Here is an 18,921-nt window from a genome sequence, read left to right on the forward strand (position 1 = left end):
TAAGAAAATTATGGACATATTAAAGAAATTGTTGTATAATCAATTTAAATTCGCGGAAGCGAAAAGAAAAGGAGATAAAAGAGACCATGATTAAGCCTTTTGGGAAACACAAAACGTCTGTGAGAGCCAGACGTAACAACGACGTTTCCTCAAATACACAAAAGACTTCACGTGCGGTCGTGCGTTACCGCACCAGACAGAAGAAACGTCTGTTCACAGTTGTAACGATTGTAGTGGCGTCGGTGATGGTGCCGATCATGATTGCATCAGCAGCAAACGGAAATATGGGCGTAACGCCGGCGGAGCCTGCAGCGCAGGTACAGCAGGCAGAAGCGAGCCCTTCGCCGGAGCCGACAGAAACGCCGGCCTTCACCGAGAAAACACAATCGGCGCAGCCTTCACAGGACACATCCTCCGTTACGGCGGTAGGTGAAACGGCCGGGGCGCAGGAGCAGACTCCCGCACCGTCCGCTGAAGCGGCGCCTGTTGAAACGGCACCCGTTTATACGACGCTTACAGAGGGAATGACGGACGCATCCGTTCCGGCCCTTCAGCAGAGACTGATGGACCTCTACTATATGGGAGTGGATGAGACAACCGATTATTTCGGACCGCAGACCTCGCAGGCAATCAGGTATTTCCAGCGCAAGCACGGCCTCACCGTGGATGGCGCAGCAGGACCGGAAACGCAGGCATTGCTGTTCTCCGACCAGGCGAAGGAATACACCATGGCGCTTGGCGCTGACGGCGCTGACGTTTGGAATTTGCAGGAAAGACTGCAGGAGCTTGGTTATTCGGTAGACGTAACGGGTTACTTCGGAACGGATACGGAAAAAGCGGTAAAATATTTCCAGAGAATGAGCGGCCTTACTGAGGACGGCAGCGTTGGCCATATGACCGAAGAGCTGATTTATTCCAGCTCGGCTGAAAAATCTTTGGAATATGAAGAACAATTAAAGGCAGAGCAGGAAAAGAAGGCTGCGGAAGAACAAAAGGCGGCAGAAGAGCAGAAGAAGGCTGAAGACGATAAGAAAGAATCTGAAAGCAGCAGCTCCTCCGATAAAAAAGAGGAAAGCAGCAGTTCTTCTTCAAGCAGCAGCAACAGCGGTGGCAGCTCCTCCGGTAGCGAGAGCTCCAAAGAGGAAAGCTCCGGCGGCTCAGGCACCTCGTATGAGCAGGATGCAGGTTCTGTAGAGGCGTTCATCGCAGTTGCAGAGGCACAGCTTGGCAAGCCGTATGTGCTTGGCGGCAAAGGCCCGAATTCGTTTGACTGCTCAGGGCTGATCTACTATGCGCTGAGGGAAAGCGGCAACAACATCGGATATATGACGTCCGGTGGCTGGAGAAACGCCGACTACCCGACAATCACAGACCAAAGCGACCTGCAGAGGGGCGACATTATCTGCATGAATGGTCACGTGGCGATTTATCTTGGCGGCGGACGCGTGCTTGACGCATCCAGCAGCCAGAACGCGATGGTGGAAAGAGACTTTGGCTCATGGTTCCAGAATGGATTCATCTGCGCGAAGAGACCTCTTTAAAACCGGCAGACAGTAACAGAAAAGGCGGTATCAGAATTGATACCGCCTTTTTTATCATATGCTTTCTTTTATTCATGTTGTGTTCATTTTGACAGATTAGAATAAAGTAGTAAAATAATCGTGACTGTTCAAATGAAGAAAGGCATGAGAACGAAAAAAGTCATGCGGATTCCCTGCGAAATACAGTTGTAAAGTGGTGGATTTGAGTATATTATATATAGTAGGGAAAAGTCCATATGGAGAAGCGAGTAAGGGAATTTGTAACAGAAAACGAGTTATTAATGCCAGAGCAGACAATAGGCGCCGCCGTTTCCGGCGGACCGGACTCTATGGCGCTGCTGCACTGCTTATGTTCTCTTGCGCCGCTTTTTTCTTGTTCTGTGGCCTGCGTGCACTTTGAGCATGGCATACGGGGGCAGGAATCGCTCGACGATGCAGATTTTGTGGAAAAGTGGTGCGGACAGCACAATATTCCTTTCTACATGGGCGCGGCGGACGTACCGGCGCTTGCGCAGGAATGGGGCGTAAGTAAGGAGACGGCGGCCAAACGCGCGCGCGAAGCGTTTTTCCTGAGTCTCGTAGAGAACGGGGAAGTGGACGTGATCGCAACCGGCCACCATATGGACGACAACGCGGAAAGCGTGCTGATGCACATTTTGCGCGGCAGCGGGACGGATGGCCTGAAAGGCATCCATGCCAAAAGGGATTTTTTGGTCAGGCCGCTTTTGTGCGTTACGCACGAAGAGATACTGGAGTATCTTTTAAAGCATGACATCAGCTTTGTGGAGGACAGAACCAACCGGGACACCGAGCATACGCGCAATTATGTGCGGAATGTGTTGCTTCCGCAGATCAGGGAACGGATCAACCCGGATGCGGCGGGGGCGCTCAACCGCCTGAGCCAGATTGCGGAGGATGATTCGGATTTCATCTTTGCACAGGCAACGGAGGCTTATAAATCATGCGCATCCAAAAAGGACGACAAGGTGATTATAGACCTTGAAACCTTTCTGGGGCTTGCGCCCGCAGTGGAATACCGTATTTTGAAGCTTGCGTGCGCGGGGCTGCACATTACGCAGGACATCGAGAACGTCCACATCCGCTCTGTGATGCGGCTTGCCAAAAGCGGCAGGACGGGCACGCGCGTCAATCTTTCGAACGATTTGTGCGCGGAGGTGGAGTACGGACTGCTGGTAATACGGTTTTCGGCGCGCAGGGTTAATTACGAATTTCGTCAGGAGTTTGACCTGTTTGCCAAAAACGAGCTGCCGGACGGCAGCGAGATGGTGTGCCGGATCGTAGACCACTGCGATTTTGAAAACGAAGACGAGTTTACCGCTTATCTGGACGCGGACAGGCTGCCCGGGCGCATCACGGTACGCACGCGGTATGCGGGGGATATGATCCATCCGCTCGGAAGCGGCGGCACCAAAAAGCTTAAGGATTATTTTATCGATAAAAAGCTGCCGCGCGAAGCACGGGAAAAAACGCCGTTGCTTGCTGACGGGAACCGCATTTTATGGGCGGTGGGCCTCACGATCAGCGACGACGTAAAGGTGACGGAGCGGACAGAAAAAATATGGCAGATCAAGTATTATAAAAAACAGGGGGAAGAATCATGCAGCACTACGTAGAAAAAGATATCGAGAAGATATTGCTTTCGAAGGAGCAGATCGAAAAAAGAGTGGCGGAAATGGGAGAGCAAATCTCCAAAGATTACGAAGGGAAAGACCTTATCGCGGTGGCGATCCTTCGGGGGAGCGTTATTTTTTTCTCAGACCTGATGCGGCATATTTCCATTCCGATGGCGATCGACTTCATGGCAGTTTCAAGCTATGGCTCGGGCAGCGAAACATCCGGCAGCGCGCATATCAAATTCGATATGCAGGAGGACATCAGCGGCAAGCATCTTTTGATTGTGGAGGATATTATCGATTCGGGCGTTACGCTTTCAAACCTGAAGGAAATGCTCAAAGGAAGAACGCCTGAAAGCATCGAGATGTGCTGTTTGCTCAATAAGCCGGACCGCCGGAAGGTAGAAGTCCCTGTGAAATACATCGGATTTGATATTCCAGACGAATTTGTGGTAGGGTACGGGCTCGATTACGCGTCGAAATACAGGAATTACGATTGCGTGGGAGTCCTGAAACGCGAAATATACGAATAAAAACCGTTTATGTTTGAAGGAACGGGAAAAATGGTAAAAATATAAGGACATAGCCTTATAAGAGGAGGATAGTAATTTGGGCAAATTTTTCAGAGGACCGCTGATTTATATTATCATCATCGTAGTTATTATATTAGCGGCGCAGTTCCTGGGGAACCCGGGGACAACAACGATTGACGAACTGAAATATACTGAATTCCTGCAGAAGGTGCAGGACGAGGATATTAAGGATATAGCGATACAGGACAGGAATATCGTAGGGCGTTACGCAAGCTCGGAGATACCGGACGAGGTATTTCCACAGCAATATGACTTCAGCGCCACGATGCCGACCATTGACCAGTTCAATAAAGATATCGCGGCGATTACAGGGACCAACAACCCTGAGCAGTATGGCTTTGTACTGAACTATATTCCGACAGCGGAGCCAAACTTCTTTATGCAGCTGCTGCCATACCTGATACCGATCGTACTGCTGCTGGTGCTGTGGGTGATTATCATGAAGCGCGCGCAGGGCGGCGCGGCAGGCACGGGCGGCGCGATGGCGTTTGGCAAGAGCAAAGCAAGGATGACGGACGGGGGCGAGACGAACAAGACGTTTGCGGACGTTGCGGGCGCGGACGAAGAAAAGGAAGAGCTCGTCGAGATCGTACAATTTTTGAAGAACCCGGCGAGGTTTAAAGAGCTTGGGGCGCGTATTCCAAAGGGAGTCCTTTTGGTGGGCCCTCCGGGCGGTGGTAAAACTTTGCTTGCAAAGGCGGTTGCCGGCGAGGCGAAGGTACCGTTTTTCTCGATCAGCGGTTCCGATTTTGTGGAAATGTTTGTAGGCGTGGGCGCTTCGCGCGTGCGCGACCTGTTTGAAAGCGCGAAGAAGAACGCGCCGTGTATTGTATTTATCGATGAGATCGACGCAGTCGGACGCCAGAGGGGCGCGGGACTGGGCGGCGGTCACGACGAACGCGAGCAGACGCTCAACCAGCTGCTTGTCGAGATGGATGGTTTCGAGGTTAACGAAGGAATTATCGTGATGGCGGCGACCAACAGGCGCGACATCCTCGATCCGGCGTTGCTGCGTGCGGGACGGTTTGACAGGCAGATCACGGTTAACTACCCTGACGTAAAGGGCAGGGAGGAAATTCTGAAGGTGCACGCAAAGGGTAAGCCCTTTGAACCTGAGGTTGATTTTAAGGTGATTGCGAGACGCACCCCGGGCTTTATCGGCGCAGATCTTGAAAATGTGCTCAACGAAGCCGCGATTTTGGCGGCGCGCCGCAGGAAAAAGAAAATCGGCATGAGCGAGATTGAAGAAGCAATCACGCGCGTGATTGCAGGCCCGGAGAAAAAGAGCAGGGTTATGACGGAGGACGACAGGCGCTGCACGGCATACCATGAGGTAGGCCATGCGATTCTCGCACATGTGCTTCCAAAATGCGATCCGGTTCATGAGGTTTCGATCATTCCGCGCGGAATGGCGGCTGGCTATACGATGACATTGCCGGAGGAAGACAAGCAGCATGTGTTCAAGAGCAAGCTCATGGATGAAATCACGATGATGCTTGGCGGACGGGTTGCGGAGGCGCTGACATTAAAGGATATTTCCACAGGCGCGATCAACGACCTGCAGCGTGCGACGGAAACGGCGAAGGACATGGTGACCAAATACGGCATGAGCGAAGAGATCGGGCCGGTGTTCCTGGCCTCCGGGCACGAGGTGTTCCTTGGCAAGGATTTCGGACAGTCTCCGGAGTATTCGGAAAGTACGTCGGCACGCATTGACGCGGAAGTTACCAATATCATGGAAAGCGCATATGCAAATGCGACGGAAATCCTGAGCAAAAACCTGCGTAAACTCGTCAACATCGGCGAAGTGCTGATGCGTAAGGAAAAGCTGTCTGGCGAGGAATTCCAGCAGCTCTTTGAGGATGCGGTACAGGTTGACGATCCTGACTCATGGGAGATCGAAGAGAAAAAGAAGGACGAGGAAAAAGAACCGGAGTGGATTACGCCGCCGGCAGAGCCGACGGACGCGGAAGCGGTGGAAACAATCATCGTGGAGCCGCCCACGCCGGAAGGGGAATAAATGGTTGGAAAACGACAAAATCAGCGGCAGAAGCGCCGCTGATTTTTCGTCGTTCCAAGGGACGGAAGAGGAAGAGCAATGATAGACCTACATATACATTCAACAGCTTCAGACGGCACAGATACGCCGGAAACAATCATCACAAAATGCAGTAAGCTGGGGCTGAAGCTGACAGCGATTACAGATCATGATACGGTAGACGCACAGCCGGAGGCAATCCGCTGCGCAAAACAGAAAAAGTTGAAATATCTTACGGGAGTGGAGTTTTCTGTACGCCATACGGGAGAGCTGCATATCCTCGGCTACGGGATCGATTCCGCGGACAAGGAGCTTGTGGCTATGATGGAAGAGCTTCGTGCGTCCCGTGTGGGCCGTGTAACTGAGATTATAAAAGCGGTGCAGGCGCACGGCATGAATATATCCTTTGAGGACGTGGAACGTTTTGCAAAAGGAAATACGCTTGGCAGGCCGCACGTCGCGCTGGCTTTGATAGAGAAGGGATACGCAAGCGACCTGCAGGATGCGTTTACGCGCTACCTGAATGAGGAAGGCAGCTGTTATGTGCAGCGCAGGAAGCTCAATCCGCAGCAGGCTGTGGACATGATACGCAAAACGGGAGGAGTTCCGGTTCTCGCGCATCCAAAGTTTGTGAAAACAAACGATATCGAGCAGCTGATCGTTGAGCTGAAAGATATGGGGCTTATGGGCGTAGAGGCTTATTACCCCGCGCATTCGGAGGCGGATGTGGAGAAGTTTGTGGGCATTGCAAAAAGGCATGGGCTTATGGTTACGGCGGGCAGCGATTACCATGGCGCGATGCGCCCTTATGCTGCGCTTGCCTGTGAGAAAAGAACAGGACCGTACCTTGAGGAATCGCTTGAAATTTTAACCGAAAAATATGCAATATGATTGAAAGACACCGGGTTCGGTGCTATAATAAATTCTAGAATGACAATAAACAAGGATGGTGTGGTTTTTTATGCTTAGCGGAAATCCGGATATAAAAATATTTGCTGGTTCGTCAGGCGTTTCCTTTGCCAAGAAGATGTGTACCTATCTTGGAGCGGAGCTTGGCTCATCCGAGGTAATCCATTTTTCGGACGGAAATATTTTTATTCGTATCAAAGAAACAGTACGTGACAAAGACGTTTATGTAGTGCTCCCAATCGGTTTGGATCCAAACAACGAATTAGTGGAGCTTTTATTTTGGATGGATTCTTTTAAACGTGCAAGCGCAGCGTCGGTAACGGCAATCGTACCTTACTTTGGATATGCAAAAGGAGACAAAAAGGACGAGCCAAGGGTTTCGATCCGCGCGAGGGTATGCGCGGACTGTCTTGAAGTTTCCGGCGCTGACAGGATGATTACAATGGACCTGCACAGCGCACAGGTTCAGGGCTTTTTCAAGATTCCGGTTGACCATTTGCTTTCCCTGCCCATCCTTTGCGAATACATTAAGGGAATGGATATTATGGAAAATCTCGTGGTGGTTTCGCCGGACGCGGGATTTGCGAAAACAGCGAGAAAATATGCCGACTACCTGAAGCTTCCGGTAGCGATCGGCGATAAAACCCGTACAGGTCACGATGAAAACGCACAGATCCTTGAAGTGATTGGCGATGTGGAAGGCAAAAATTGCCTGATCGTGGATGATTTTTCAATCAGCGGAGGAACGCTCATCGATGTTGCGAATATGCTCAAGGCGCGCGGCGCAAAACGGATTGTAGCCTGCCTGGGGCACATTATGCTTCGTGAAAAGGGTGTTAAGGCGATCAACGAAAGCCCGATTGAGTACCTGATTTCAACAGACAGCGTGGAAAATCCGTTTATTATCGGACAGAAAAAGTTCCTGACTGTTTCGGTGGCGCCGCTCTTTGCCGAAGCGGTTTACAGGATCCATGAAAGAGAGTCTGTGAGCACACTGTTTTCGACAGTGCCTGAAAAACTCAAAGATGATCTCAGGGAAGCCTGCCGTAAATAAAAACCAACAACCAGAGGAGTATTCCCTGCCTTATTATTCTAAGACAGGGAAATTTTTTATACAGGCGGCGGGTGATTTACCAAAGTATCGGCGTTTTGCCTGGAGTCATGAAATAACTCATAGAGGAAGGCGCATGACAGAATATATGGTATGATGCGCATGAGGTGGAGTAATATGAAGATAAAAAGAATTTTAGGAATTGTAATAACGGTGATGCTGGTGATGACAATGTTTGCACCGGCTGCCTTTGCGGCGACGGACGAACCGACGCAGGAACCGACTGAGACCACGCAACCGACGGACGAGCCTACGCAGGAGCCGACGCAGACTCCCACGCCAACGCAAAAACCGACGGCAACCCCCACGCCGACGCAAAAACCGACACAGACGCCTACTCAGGAGCCTACGCAGGAACCGACGCAGACGCCGACGCAAGCACCATCCGAAGACTCCGGAAATGAGACGGTTAATGTTACACTGTATGTGTATTCGGGAGGCGCGGCGGCATCCGGCTATACGGTAAAGCTGGACACCGTATCGCAAAAGACCAATAAAGAGGGCATGGTTTCTTATCCTGACGTGACGGTGGAAGATCATAAGATTACAATCACCAACCCGGAAGGAAAGCAAAGCGTTGGAATGATGTACCTTTCACGCGGCAACAGCACGGAGATACAAAATGTTGCAATGGGTGGCAAATATGAAATTTCGGTGGCGAACGGCGCGCACAACCTTTACGCATCGGTTGTGTTTGTGGCGGACGAAGCGATTGAGATCACTTCGGTAGGAGAATCCAAAACGCCTGCGCCTGTGGCAACTGCCACAGCCTCCACAAGCCCTGTGGGAGCGATGAAGATTACGGCGGACTTTGTGGACTCTGCGGGAAAACCGGTGACAGGACTCGGGATTGGCGTTTCGCAGGACGGTGGGACGCCTGTAATGGGAATGGTGGACAGTAAAGGCAGATTTGTGCTTAATCAAGGCGGACTGGGGAACTTCCTGTGGGGAATTCTCCCGGCAAATATGTCCGAGGATCAGGCGATTTCAGTTGATACGGAAATCCAGCAGGGAGCGACGACAAAGATCGTATCCTCGGATGGAAGCTCGTATGTGGTGCAGACTCCCGGAACCACGAAAGAGCTGTACATGAAGTTTGAGCAAAGCGGAAACGGCTATGTGCTCAAAGAGGTTTTGGATAAGGTGCCGGGCGGGATCGATTCGCTGACGCTGGGCATTATCATGTTTATAGTGATTATTGTGGTTGTGATTGTGATTCTGGTGGTGGTGCGCCATAACCGGAAAAAGAAACGTGCCGCACAAAAGAGCGCCGACGAGCCGCGCGGACGGGAACGTGAGTTCGAGCTGGAAAAAGAAGACGAACCTTCCGCGGAGGCGCCCCGCCCCAAACAAACGGGTGGAGCGAATAAAATGGGCGACAGGTCCAGGATGTAAAAAACAAAAGAAGGAGCGGCGAAAGCCGTTCCTTTTTTGTTGTCCCCAAAGGGCTGGAGGCCATCTATCCTTGCACAAAAAGAAGCGAGCCGCTAAAATAGAAGTAAAAGAAGTCCCTGGCCGCATGGGGATTTGGTTAGGAGTAAACGCTTATGTTATTGAATTTTTTGGGGGCCGCACACGAGGTGACGGGCAGCTGTTATCTTTTGGAGATTGGGGGAAAGAAGCTGCTCGTGGACTGCGGAATGAGACAGGGGCCGGACGAGTACAAATCGCAGGCGTTTTCATTTGACGCACAATCTATTGATTGTGTTCTTCTGACACACGCGCATATCGATCATTCCGGGTTGTTGCCGCTGCTTTACAAAGAAGGTTACCGTGGAAAGATTTATGCAACGGGCGCAACATGCGACCTGGCGGATATTATGCTCCGGGACAGTGCGCATATCCAGATGTTTGAAGCGGAATGGCGCAACCGGAAAGGAAAACGCGCAGGGCGTGAAGAATATATTCCGTTGTATGAAATGGAGGACGCTCAGGGGGCGATCAGCTGCCTTGTTCCATGCAAATACGGCGAACCTGTTTTCATATGCGAGGGGGTGTCGGCGCGCTTTACGGATGCGGGGCATCTTTTGGGTTCATCCAGCATCACACTTACCCTGGATGAAGACGGGATCAGCAAGCGCATTGTTTTTTCCGGAGATATTGGGAATGAGAACCAGCCCCTGCTTCGTGATCCGGAATATTTGCATCAGGCGGATTACGTTGTTATGGAGTCCACCTATGGCGACCGCAGCCATGGGCCGCGTCCTGATTATATTGGGGAGCTTGCGCGTATCATACAAAAAACATTTGACCGCGGCGGGAATGTGGTGATTCCATCCTTTGCGGTAGGCCGTACGCAAGAGCTTTTATATTTTATCCGTCAAATCAAAACGGATGGGCTTGTGAAGGGCCACGGGAATTTTCCAGTATATGTCGATAGTCCTCTTGCAATCGAGGCCACGACGATATTTGGGCAAAACAGCATGGAATACTATGACGATGAAGCGATTGCGCTGATCGGGCGGGGGATCAATCCGATCTCCTTTGACGGACTGAAAACGACGGTCACAAGCGAGGAATCAAAGCTTGTAAACGCAGATAAAACGTGCAAGGTGATCATTTCGGCAAGCGGCATGTGTGAGGCGGGCAGGATTAAGCATCACCTGAAGCACAACCTGTGGCGGCGCGAATGCACGGTATTGTTTGTTGGATACCAGGCGGAGGGAACGCTTGGAAGATCAATCCTCGAGGGTGCTGAGCACGTGAAGCTGTTTGGCGAGGAGGTCGCTGTTGCAGCGGAAATCCGTACGCTTGAGGGCATCAGCAGCCATGCGGACAATGCGGGCCTTCTGCGATGGGCTTCCAGCTTCGAGAGGAAGCCGGAACATCTGTTTGTCACGCATGGACAGGGACGCGTATGCGATTTCTTCGCAAACGAGCTTCGCGAAAAGCTTGAGGTCGAAGCGACCGCGCCCTATGAGATGGAGCAATACGACCTTGCGGCGAACGCGCTCGTCAAAGAAGGGATCAAAGAAAAAGCGAAAGTCAAAGAACCTTCCAAGGCCAGGACGGTATACGACAGGCTTGTTGCTGCAGGAAGGCGGCTTATACAGGTGATCGAACGCAATCGCGGAGGCGCGAATAAGAGTCTTGCAAAATTTGCGGACCAGATCAACAGCCTTGCGGATAAATGGGACAGGTGATACTGATGGACAGGGAGGAATACAATGAAACTTTTGATCGCTTCAGACATACATGGCTCGGCGTTCTATTGCGATAAGCTGCTTCGGGCGTACGAAAGGGAAAAAGCAGACAGGCTCCTTTTATTGGGAGATGTTTTATACCACGGCCCGCGAAACGATCTTCCTGCGGAATATAATCCCAAGAAGGTAATCGCAATGCTCAATCCCATTGCAAATGAGATTTTATGTGTGCGTGGGAATTGCGACAGCGAGGTAGACCAGATGGTGCTTGATTTTCCGGTGATGGCGGAATACTGTATCCTGTACCTTGGCAATCACATGGTTTTTGCAACCCACGGACACGTTTTTAACGAACAGAATCTTCCGCCATTGAAAAGCGGGGATATTTTGCTGAATGGGCACACGCATATCCCGGCATGCAGGGCACACGGCGGTTACCTTTACCTGAACCCTGGTTCGGTTTCCATTCCAAAGGAAGACAGCGTCCACAGCTATATGACGCTGGAGGATGGCGTGTTTTTGTGGAAAGATATTGACAGCGGGGAACCTTACAGGGAATATACTCCATAAGGCGGAATCGGAAAAATGTGGCCTCGCTCCGGATACTTATGATTGCATCGCTTCATTTCACGCCGCATTGGCTCATTGCCTTCGAGTCCGCGAGCAATAGCACATAATTTAAATGCAACAAAAAAAGCATAGGCCAAAAGCCTATGCTTTTTATTGGAATCGGTTATTTTAAATAAGCTTCGATTGGCGAGAGATCAAGGCTGCCATACCCCTTGAGGAAGGAATACAGCGTCTGTGTGATCTTTTTTGCACCGCCTTTTTCGTCGCTTTCCACATTGACGGGGATAAGCGGATCGTGCAGGGAAAGCCGCACAAGGAACCAGCCGTTCCCGTGCTCCTTATCAAAGGAAACGCGGATGCCCTCATGGTTATCCGGCGCGACGTGGAAATCGTCCTGCTTTTGTGCGTATGCGGTCAGGTCTGCGATCATGCTTTCACCATATGCCTTAAAATCGTCCTCGCCGATTCCAAGACGGAATTCCTCGCTCTCAACGGGTTCTTTGAGGTCGGAGATCAGGTCGGAAATCGTGTGCCCCTGTTTTTTGAGCTTTGCCATTTCAATCAGCAGGCGCGTCACGAGGTAAGCGCCGTCGTCCAGGAAATAATTCTCCTTGAGAGCGGCGTGACCGGAGGTTTCAATCGCAAGCTGCGAATCCGTCCCGCCTTCATTGAGGCGGATCGACTCGTTGATTACGTTTTTATATCCGCGTTTAAAGCGGTGATGCGTACCGCCGTGCGCCTTGATAAAATCTGCGAGGCCGCTTGACGTAATGGAGTCCGTGACGATTGTTGTGCCGGGGAATTCCTTCAGTAAAATTGCGGAGATCGCAGCGATCAGACGGTTTTTATTGAGCACGCTGCCGCCCTTATCCACTGCGCCCGCACGGTCTACGTCCGTGTCAAAAATGATGCCAAAATCTGCGTTGGTATCAATGACGGCGTCAACGATACTCTGCATGGCCTCTTTGTTTTCGGGATTGGGGATGTGGTTGGGGAAGGTGCCGTCCGGCTCGAGGAACTGGCTGCCCTGCGTATCTGCACCAAGGGGTGCAAGAACCTTATCCACATAAAAACCACCTGCGCCGTTGCCTGCGTCCACAATAATTTTGAAGCCGCTGAACGGCTTTTCTTCGCCGGTCGCTTTGCGGATTTTGTCGGTGAGGATGCCTGCGTAAACGCTCATGAAATCTGCGCTTGTTACACTGCCCTTTTTTCCGGAGGCCGCGGGAAGAGCCGCCGCAATTTTGATGAGCTCCGCGATGTCAGCTTTTTCAAGGCCGCCCTTGTTGGTAAAAAATTTCAGTCCGTTACGGTTCATCGGTAAATGGCTTGCCGTTACCATGACCGCCCCGTCGCAAAGAAATCCGTCGGTTACGGTTGTCATGAACATTGCGGGCGTTGAGGCCATGCCGCAATCGAGCGCATCTGCGCCCATGCTGGTAAAGCCCTCCATGCACGCATCCTTAAGAGCCGGCCCGGTGACGCGCGAATCCATGCCGATCGCAATTTTGGGGTTTGGTTTCCCAAGCCACAATACAAAAGCCTTTGCAAGGTCAAGCGCCGCCTGAGGCGTCAGGTTTGCGTCGTCGCCGAGAGCAATGCCGCGTATATCGCTGCCATTTTGCAGTTTGCTGTAATCCATATCAAATACCACGCTTTCTAATTAGAATTTGAAAAATATTTCTTGTGTTTATTGTAACTGGAATTTTGTCCGGGTTCAAGTACGCAAACGCAAACATTATAAATGATATGTGCCTTCGCGGATGAGTTGTGAAAATTTTACGGCGATTCATCAAAAAGCATGTGCAATGGCGGGGCAAGCGTACAACAGGCGGGAGAAAAGAAACATAAAGGTTACAGCAGGAACCGCATGGCAATCATGAAATATGACGTTTTCGTAATAAAAGAGTTGAAAAATCAGGAGGGTTGTATTATCATATATGGTATATAGGCAGAATTTTGCTTATCCAGAAATTTAGAAGAGAGGCTTCGATGAATGGGCTTATTCGGAAATTTTAACGATATAGGAATAGACCTCGGTACTGCAACCGTGCTGGTATACGTCAGGGGCAAGGGAATTGTGCTGAGGGAACCTTCGGTTGTGGCCGTGGATAGATTATCCGGCAGGATGCTTGCGATTGGTGAAGAAGCGCGCATCATGCTTGGGCGTACGCCGGGGAATATTGTGGCGGTACGTCCTCTTCGTGAAGGCGTTATTTCGAACTTTCACGATACGGAAAGGATGCTGCGTTATTTCCTGCGCAAAGTAATCGGAAGAAGATTGTTCTTTAAACCGCGCGTGGTGGTCTGCGTACCCTCGGGCGTTACGGAAGTGGAAAAGCGTTCCGTAATCGAGGCGACGGAGGAAGCGGGCGCGCGCCACACCTGCCTGATCGAGGAACCGATCGCCGCTGCAATCGGCGCGGGAATCGACATTGGCGAGCCGCAGGGAAATATGGTTCTTGATATCGGCGGCGGTACGGCGGACATGGCTGTTATCTCCCTTGGCGGGGCGGTAATCAGCGATTCCATCAAAATCGCGGGCGATACGTTTGACGAGTATATTTCTAGGTATATCAAGAAAAAATACAATATGCTGATTGGTGAACGTACGGCTGAGGAAATCAAAATCAACATCGGCAGCGCGTTCCCGCGTAAAGAGGAAGCATATATGGAGGTCACGGGCCGCAACCTGATTTCAGGGCTGCCCAAAACGATTACCATCAGTTCGAACGAGACGATTGAGGCGATGCAGGAGCCGCTTAACCGTATCATGGAGACCATGCACAGCGTACTTGAGCGTACGCCGCCGGAGCTCACAGCGGACATCGCGGAGAACGGGATTTGCATGACGGGCGGAGGATCGCTTCTGTACGGCCTTGACAGGCTTCTTACGGAGCGGACCAAGATTCCGTGCTATGTAGCGGAGGACGCGGTGTCGTGCGTTGCAATCGGTACGGGCAAGGCGCTTGAAAGCATCGACGTATATAGCGCCGGAGCGGTTTACGATTATCGCCGCGGTGACTATTATAATCAGGGATACTGATAAGAATGAAAAAGCAGAGTTGTTCCCTCATTGAAAGGGGCAGCTCTGTTATTATGTAAAAATAGATTATTTCCATGTGTGAAGAATGGCTGTGTAAAGCAATTTTTGGATTTTTATTTTTCATGCAGGGGCAAAATTTGAGAGTATGACAGCAGTACTGTCTGTGAACCGGAGGATAGTGGTTTGAATCATCATAAGGCAATCAAGGGCCTGACGGTCCTTTTGATCGTTTTGATTGTTGCGGCGGGGGTAGTCCTCTATACGCTCTATGGAACCTACAAAGCGATCAAAGACAATCCAATGGCGGCGTTCGCTACGCCGCAGGCTTCGGCGGTTGCGTCGGACGACCTGAAATTTGACAACAACGCGAATGTTGAAACAGTAACGATTGACGGAAAGACTTACCAGAAGAAGCAAAATGTCGTTACGGTGCTGATGCTCGGCATCGATTCGGACGGCAGCGCAGCCAAAAACGCGCAGGGCGAGCGCAGCGACATGATGATGCTGTGTACAGTCGACATGGATGCAAATACGATTGAGCTTACATCCCTTCCGCGCGATACGCGTACCGTCGTGCATGATGTGGATACAAAGACGGGTAAAATCAAAGATAAAACCTGGGTAACAAAGCTCAACCATGCCTATAACCGTGGCGGCGGCCAGGATAAATACGGTGCGGAAAACGCAATGCGCGCCACAGAGGATCTCATCGAGTGCGATGGACAGCTTTCTATTCCGGTATCCTATTTTGTTTCGATTGACCTCGAGCACCTTTCAGACCTTGCGGATGCGCTTGGCGGTGTAGAGGTAACGCTTGACCAGGACTATCCGGATATTGGCAGCAAGGGTGATACCATTACTCTCGAAGGCAACAACGTGCGGCTTTACCTGCAAAACAGGAAGCAGATGGACGACGGGGAGATGTCCCGCCAGAAGCATGAGCAGGATTTCATGATGGCGATTGCGAAAAAAATCAAAAAGCTGGGCGCAGTAGAATCGGCTTCAAGGCTGTTTACACAGTTGCAGGATGTTGTGAAGATGGATTTGAACCTCGACCAGATCGTCGGCATGGCGGGCGTGCTGGATAAGGTTTCCCTTGACGAGATCAAGCGGAACAGCTTTACGGAAAACTACAAGATGATGAACGACGAGCTCATGGGACAGGATCTGGACTTCTTTGTGATGGACGAGGATGAGCTGATGGATATGATGCTCGAAATGTATTATACGCCTGTGGACGGCGGCTCTGCGAGTGCTGCGGGGCAGGACGACGCGGACGCAAGTGCGTCAGCGAAAGCGTCTGCTGCGTCAAAGGGCTCAAAATTGAATTCATCTGATGACTGAATGATCGTTTAAAATCGAAGCAAAGGCGGTGGAATAGCAGTCCACCGCCTTTTTGCATTATTAATTTTTTGTAAATAATAGGAAATTGAAGGGAAAAAATAAAATTTTTAAGGTACTATTAAGTTTAGGATTAAAACAGATATGCTATATATAAGCATATTCAATAAATGAAGCCGGGAGGACGAACGGTTGAATCATCAAAAAGCAATCAAGGGCCTGCTGATCGCGCTGATTGCGCTGGGAGTAATAGCGGGTGTGGTGGCCTATTCATTGTTTGGGACTTATTTTGCCCTGAAAGCGAATCCTATGAGCGCGTTTACAAATACGAGCCAGGGAGCGCTCGCGTCAGACGACGTAAACTATGATGCAAACGCACATGTGGAAACGGTACAAATCGACGGGCAGACATATCAAAAGAAAAATGGTGTGATCAGCATCCTGATGCTCGGCATTGACTGGGACGGCACGGAGCAGAAGGATGCGACCGGCGCGCGCAGCGATATGCTGATGCTGTGCACGATCGATACCGAGACGAATGATATTTCCTTCCTGTCCATTCCGCGCGACACGCGGACTGTGGTTCACAAGGTGGATCAAAAAACAGGTAAGGTGGAAGAAAAAGAATATATGACCAAGATCAATCACGCATACATCCTTGGCGGGGGAAACGATCCGAACCTGTACGGACCGCAAAACGCGATGCGGGCTACAGAAGACCTCATAGAATGCGACGGGCAGCTTTCCATTCCTGTGCAACAGTATATTTCGATTGACCTGGAGCACTTATCCGATCTTGCGGACGCATTTGGAGGCGTTGAGGTAACGCTCGACCAGGACGTGCCTTACGTGGGAAGCGAGGGGGAAACGGTGACGTTGCAAGGGGACACTGTGCGCCTTTACCTGCAAAACAGAAAAGACCAGGACGACGGCGAGATGTCCCGCCAACGCCACGAGCAGGATTTTATGAAGGCGCTTGCAAAGAAAATCAAACAGATGGGCGCAGTGCAGTCCGCCTCCAAGCTTTTTACGCAGCTTAATAACAAGGTGATCCAGACAAACCTGAATCTGGACCAGATCGTTGCAATGGCGGGCGTGCTCGATAAGGTTTCGTCGATAGACGATATCACGATGGATACCTTCACTGAAACGGACGAGAGCTGGCAGAAATTCCCGGATCCGATTGTAACGACGCCCTCCAAGCTCGATTATTTCGTTATGGACGACCAGGAGTTGCTGGATAAAATGCTAACGCTTTACTACTCGCCCCAGGAATAAGGGAATCAAAAAAGCAATGGCCGCGGCCATTGCTTTTTTATCTGTCAGGTCAGGTTGTCAAAATCCTTATCCCACAGGTTATAGGTCTGCGTATTCCTGATTGCGCCGAGCATATTATCCGCAGCCTGTGGGTTGAGCGTTCCCAAATACCGGATAATCTCTTTGGCCTGCTCGCGTTTGGTGGAAAAATCAATCGGACATGGATTTTTGGCGATTGGGATATCAAGGCGGCGGACGGCGGAAATAATATCGGTTTCCCGCAGGAATACAAACGGCCGTATCAGAGTAATATCCCGCCTTGAAAGATAGGACTTGGGAGAAAAGGTGTTCATGCGCCCCTCGTACATGAGGCTCATGAGCAGCGTCTGTACCACGTCGTCGCCGTGGTGTGCAAAAGCTGCCTTGTTGCAGCCAAGCTTTTTCGCAGTTTCATAAAGAGCGCCTTTACGCATCTTGGCGCACAGGGCGCATGGATTTTTCTCTTTGCGAATATTGAAAACAATATCTGAAATTTGTGTCTTGATAATTGTGAGCGGCACCCCAAGACCGTCTGCATATTGCTGCATTACGTCTGTTGCATAATTTCCAAAGCCGAGATCCACGGTGACGGCAAGGAGCTCGTAATCTGTTTTGGCATATTTTTGGTATAGTGTAAGGGCATAGAGCAGCAGCATGGAATCCTTGCCGCCGGATAGCCCCACTGCGATTTTATCACCCGGGGAAATCATGGAAAACCGCTCGTCCGCACGGCGGACACCGCCTAAAATTTTTCTCATACGCTTAATTTTAAATCCTTAACACTTTCTAAAATAATCGCTATTTTATTGAAATTATATCACAGATACAGTATCATTGTATTGTTTGATTTTAAAAAAGGGGTAATGATATCTATGGTAAGTGCGGCAAGCCTTTGGACGGTGTTTGGGACATCCATCCTGCCAATTATAGAATTGAAGGGAGCGATCCCGCTGGGCCTTGGGCTGGGGGTACCGTTCTGGACGACTTATTTTCTCGCTTTGCTGGGCTCATGCCTCCCTGCGCCGTTTATTGTTATTTTCATCGAACGGATTATACGCTGGATGCAGGGCAGCAAAGTAAAGCTTTTCAACAAATTTGCAAACTGGCTGATGGGAAAGGTGGAAAAGCACAAGGGAGGTATTGAAAAATACGGATATCTCGGCGTGTTTATCTTTGTGGCGATTCCATTGCCTGGAACCGGCGTGTGGACAGGCTCGCTGATTGCAAGCGTGCTGGGCCTGAAGCCCGCAAAGGCAATCCCGCTGGTAATCCTTGGGAACGTGGTTGCAGGTTTTATTATGCTTATGCTATCGAGCATCTTTTTCCCGGGCATGGCGCCATGGTCAGCCTGACGGTAAATCAGTATGCAGGCAGCCTTTAAAAGCTGCCTGTTTTTTTATGAGACATTTTCCCTTCCTGCAAGCAACCTGCAATAATCACAATATTGCAAAACAAAAGAGAAAAGTGCCTTGTGCTTTTTAAGTTCACGCTGTATAATACAAACTGTTCATTAATATTTGCTTTTTATAGGTGGCCGGCATTGCCGGTCTGGGAAACAGGTGCAAGTCCTGTACGGTACCGCCGCTGTAATTACGGAGTATCGGTCCAATAAAGCCACTGGAGTTTTCCGGGAAGGCGGGCCGGATGCGTCGATGTAAAAGTCAGAAGACAGGCCTATGAAACGACATAATACTGGATC

Annotated in this window: 15 protein-coding genes and 1 riboswitch; of the genes, 13 read left to right on the top strand and 2 right to left on the bottom strand. The window is 50.6% G+C overall.

Annotated elements, in window-relative coordinates; genetic code table 11:
• Positions 1-86: 86 nt before the first annotated feature.
• The 9 genes from ACS5WU_RS03985 (at position 87) to yfcE (ending at position 11,539) form a co-directional block, all read left to right on the top strand.
• Positions 87-1,541: a C40 family peptidase gene (locus ACS5WU_RS03985; RefSeq protein WP_302762220.1), complete on the top strand. Its 1,455-nt coding sequence runs from the start codon at positions 87-89 to the stop codon at positions 1,539-1,541.
• A 236-nt stretch (positions 1,542-1,777) separates the two neighbouring features.
• On the top strand, positions 1,778-3,175 hold the full coding sequence (gene tilS / locus ACS5WU_RS03990) for a tRNA lysidine(34) synthetase TilS (protein ID WP_302762218.1): 1,398 nt from the start codon (positions 1,778-1,780) through the stop codon (positions 3,173-3,175).
• Positions 3,160-3,708, top strand: a complete 549-nt coding sequence (gene hpt, locus ACS5WU_RS03995) for a hypoxanthine phosphoribosyltransferase (protein WP_046444019.1) — start codon at positions 3,160-3,162, stop codon at positions 3,706-3,708. The genes tilS and hpt overlap by 16 nt, the downstream gene beginning before the upstream one ends.
• Before the next feature lie 76 nt (positions 3,709-3,784).
• The gene (ftsH, locus tag ACS5WU_RS04000) at positions 3,785-5,788 is read left to right on the top strand and encodes an ATP-dependent zinc metalloprotease FtsH (RefSeq protein ID WP_082103516.1); all 2,004 of its coding nucleotides are present in this window, start codon (positions 3,785-3,787) and stop codon (positions 5,786-5,788) included.
• Between the two features lie 78 nt (positions 5,789-5,866).
• Positions 5,867-6,697 carry a PHP domain-containing protein gene (locus ACS5WU_RS04005; RefSeq protein WP_046444020.1) on the top strand — a complete coding sequence of 277 codons (831 nt, stop codon included), beginning with the start codon at positions 5,867-5,869 and terminating at the stop codon, positions 6,695-6,697.
• 70 nt (positions 6,698-6,767) lie between these two features.
• Entirely contained in the window at positions 6,768-7,769 is a 1,002-nt protein-coding gene (locus ACS5WU_RS04010) for a ribose-phosphate diphosphokinase (protein WP_046444021.1), read from the top strand.
• A 174-nt stretch (positions 7,770-7,943) separates the two neighbouring features.
• Positions 7,944-9,221 carry an energy transducer TonB gene (locus ACS5WU_RS04015; RefSeq protein WP_302760314.1) on the top strand — a complete coding sequence of 426 codons (1,278 nt, stop codon included), beginning with the start codon at positions 7,944-7,946 and terminating at the stop codon, positions 9,219-9,221.
• Positions 9,222-9,373: 152 nt separating this feature from the next.
• Positions 9,374-10,969 (top strand): MBL fold metallo-hydrolase, encoded by a 1,596-nt coding sequence (locus ACS5WU_RS04020; RefSeq protein WP_302760313.1) that lies wholly within the window; start codon positions 9,374-9,376, stop codon positions 10,967-10,969.
• Positions 10,970-10,993: 24 nt separating this feature from the next.
• A complete protein-coding gene (yfcE, locus tag ACS5WU_RS04025) occupies positions 10,994-11,539 on the top strand; it encodes a phosphodiesterase (RefSeq protein WP_059109160.1) in 546 nt (181 codons plus the stop codon).
• Positions 11,540-11,702: 163 nt separating this feature from the next.
• Here the strand turns inward: yfcE and ACS5WU_RS04030 are convergent, their stop codons facing one another.
• Positions 11,703-13,181, bottom strand: coding sequence for a phosphohexomutase domain-containing protein (locus ACS5WU_RS04030; protein WP_082674830.1), 1,479 nt, complete (start codon positions 13,179-13,181; stop codon positions 11,703-11,705).
• A 354-nt stretch (positions 13,182-13,535) separates the two neighbouring features.
• Between ACS5WU_RS04030 and mreB the strand changes: the two genes are divergently transcribed.
• From mreB to ACS5WU_RS04045, 3 genes are all read left to right on the top strand, one after another.
• Complete coding sequence (gene mreB / locus ACS5WU_RS04035) at positions 13,536-14,585, top strand: rod shape-determining protein (protein ID WP_046444026.1); 1,050 nt, start codon at positions 13,536-13,538, stop codon at positions 14,583-14,585.
• A gap of 183 nt (positions 14,586-14,768) precedes the next feature.
• Positions 14,769-15,929, top strand: coding sequence for an LCP family protein (locus tag ACS5WU_RS04040; RefSeq protein ID WP_465088958.1), 1,161 nt, complete (start codon positions 14,769-14,771; stop codon positions 15,927-15,929).
• A 189-nt stretch (positions 15,930-16,118) separates the two neighbouring features.
• Positions 16,119-17,204, top strand: a complete 1,086-nt coding sequence (locus tag ACS5WU_RS04045; protein ID WP_046444028.1) for an LCP family protein — start codon at positions 16,119-16,121, stop codon at positions 17,202-17,204.
• 44 nt (positions 17,205-17,248) lie between these two features.
• Here the strand turns inward: ACS5WU_RS04045 and ACS5WU_RS04050 are convergent, their stop codons facing one another.
• Entirely contained in the window at positions 17,249-17,980 is a 732-nt protein-coding gene (locus tag ACS5WU_RS04050; RefSeq protein WP_302760310.1) for a tRNA 2-thiocytidine biosynthesis TtcA family protein, read from the bottom strand.
• 114 nt (positions 17,981-18,094) lie between these two features.
• Between ACS5WU_RS04050 and ACS5WU_RS04055 the strand changes: the two genes are divergently transcribed.
• Positions 18,095-18,574, top strand: a complete 480-nt coding sequence (locus ACS5WU_RS04055; protein ID WP_052740528.1) for a COG2426 family protein — start codon at positions 18,095-18,097, stop codon at positions 18,572-18,574.
• Between the two features lie 159 nt (positions 18,575-18,733).
• Positions 18,734-18,914: riboswitch (cobalamin riboswitch) on the top strand.
• Positions 18,915-18,921: the final 7 nt, after the last annotated feature.

The sequence above is a fragment of the Christensenella sp. KGMB01412 genome (assembly GCF_055522415.1).

Excerpts from the sequence above, each read along its gene's own strand:
- ACS5WU_RS03985 (WP_302762220.1), top strand. The coding sequence starts at position 87 with ATGATTAAGCCTTTTGGGAAACACAAAACGTCTGTGAGAGCCAGACGT.
- tilS (WP_302762218.1), top strand. The coding sequence starts at position 1,778 with ATGGAGAAGCGAGTAAGGGAATTTGTAACAGAAAACGAGTTATTAATG.
- hpt (WP_046444019.1), top strand. The coding sequence starts at position 3,160 with ATGCAGCACTACGTAGAAAAAGATATCGAGAAGATATTGCTTTCGAAG.
- ACS5WU_RS04005 (WP_046444020.1), top strand. The coding sequence starts at position 5,867 with ATGATAGACCTACATATACATTCAACAGCTTCAGACGGCACAGATACG.
- ACS5WU_RS04010 (WP_046444021.1), top strand. The coding sequence starts at position 6,768 with ATGCTTAGCGGAAATCCGGATATAAAAATATTTGCTGGTTCGTCAGGC.
- ACS5WU_RS04015 (WP_302760314.1), top strand. The coding sequence starts at position 7,944 with ATGAAGATAAAAAGAATTTTAGGAATTGTAATAACGGTGATGCTGGTG.
- ACS5WU_RS04020 (WP_302760313.1), top strand. The coding sequence starts at position 9,374 with ATGTTATTGAATTTTTTGGGGGCCGCACACGAGGTGACGGGCAGCTGT.
- yfcE (WP_059109160.1), top strand. The coding sequence starts at position 10,994 with ATGAAACTTTTGATCGCTTCAGACATACATGGCTCGGCGTTCTATTGC.
- ACS5WU_RS04030 (WP_082674830.1), bottom strand. The coding sequence starts at position 13,181 with ATGGATTACAGCAAACTGCAAAATGGCAGCGATATACGCGGCATTGCT.
- mreB (WP_046444026.1), top strand. The coding sequence starts at position 13,536 with ATGGGCTTATTCGGAAATTTTAACGATATAGGAATAGACCTCGGTACT.
- ACS5WU_RS04050 (WP_302760310.1), bottom strand. The coding sequence starts at position 17,980 with ATGAGAAAAATTTTAGGCGGTGTCCGCCGTGCGGACGAGCGGTTTTCC.
- ACS5WU_RS04055 (WP_052740528.1), top strand. The coding sequence starts at position 18,095 with ATGGTAAGTGCGGCAAGCCTTTGGACGGTGTTTGGGACATCCATCCTG.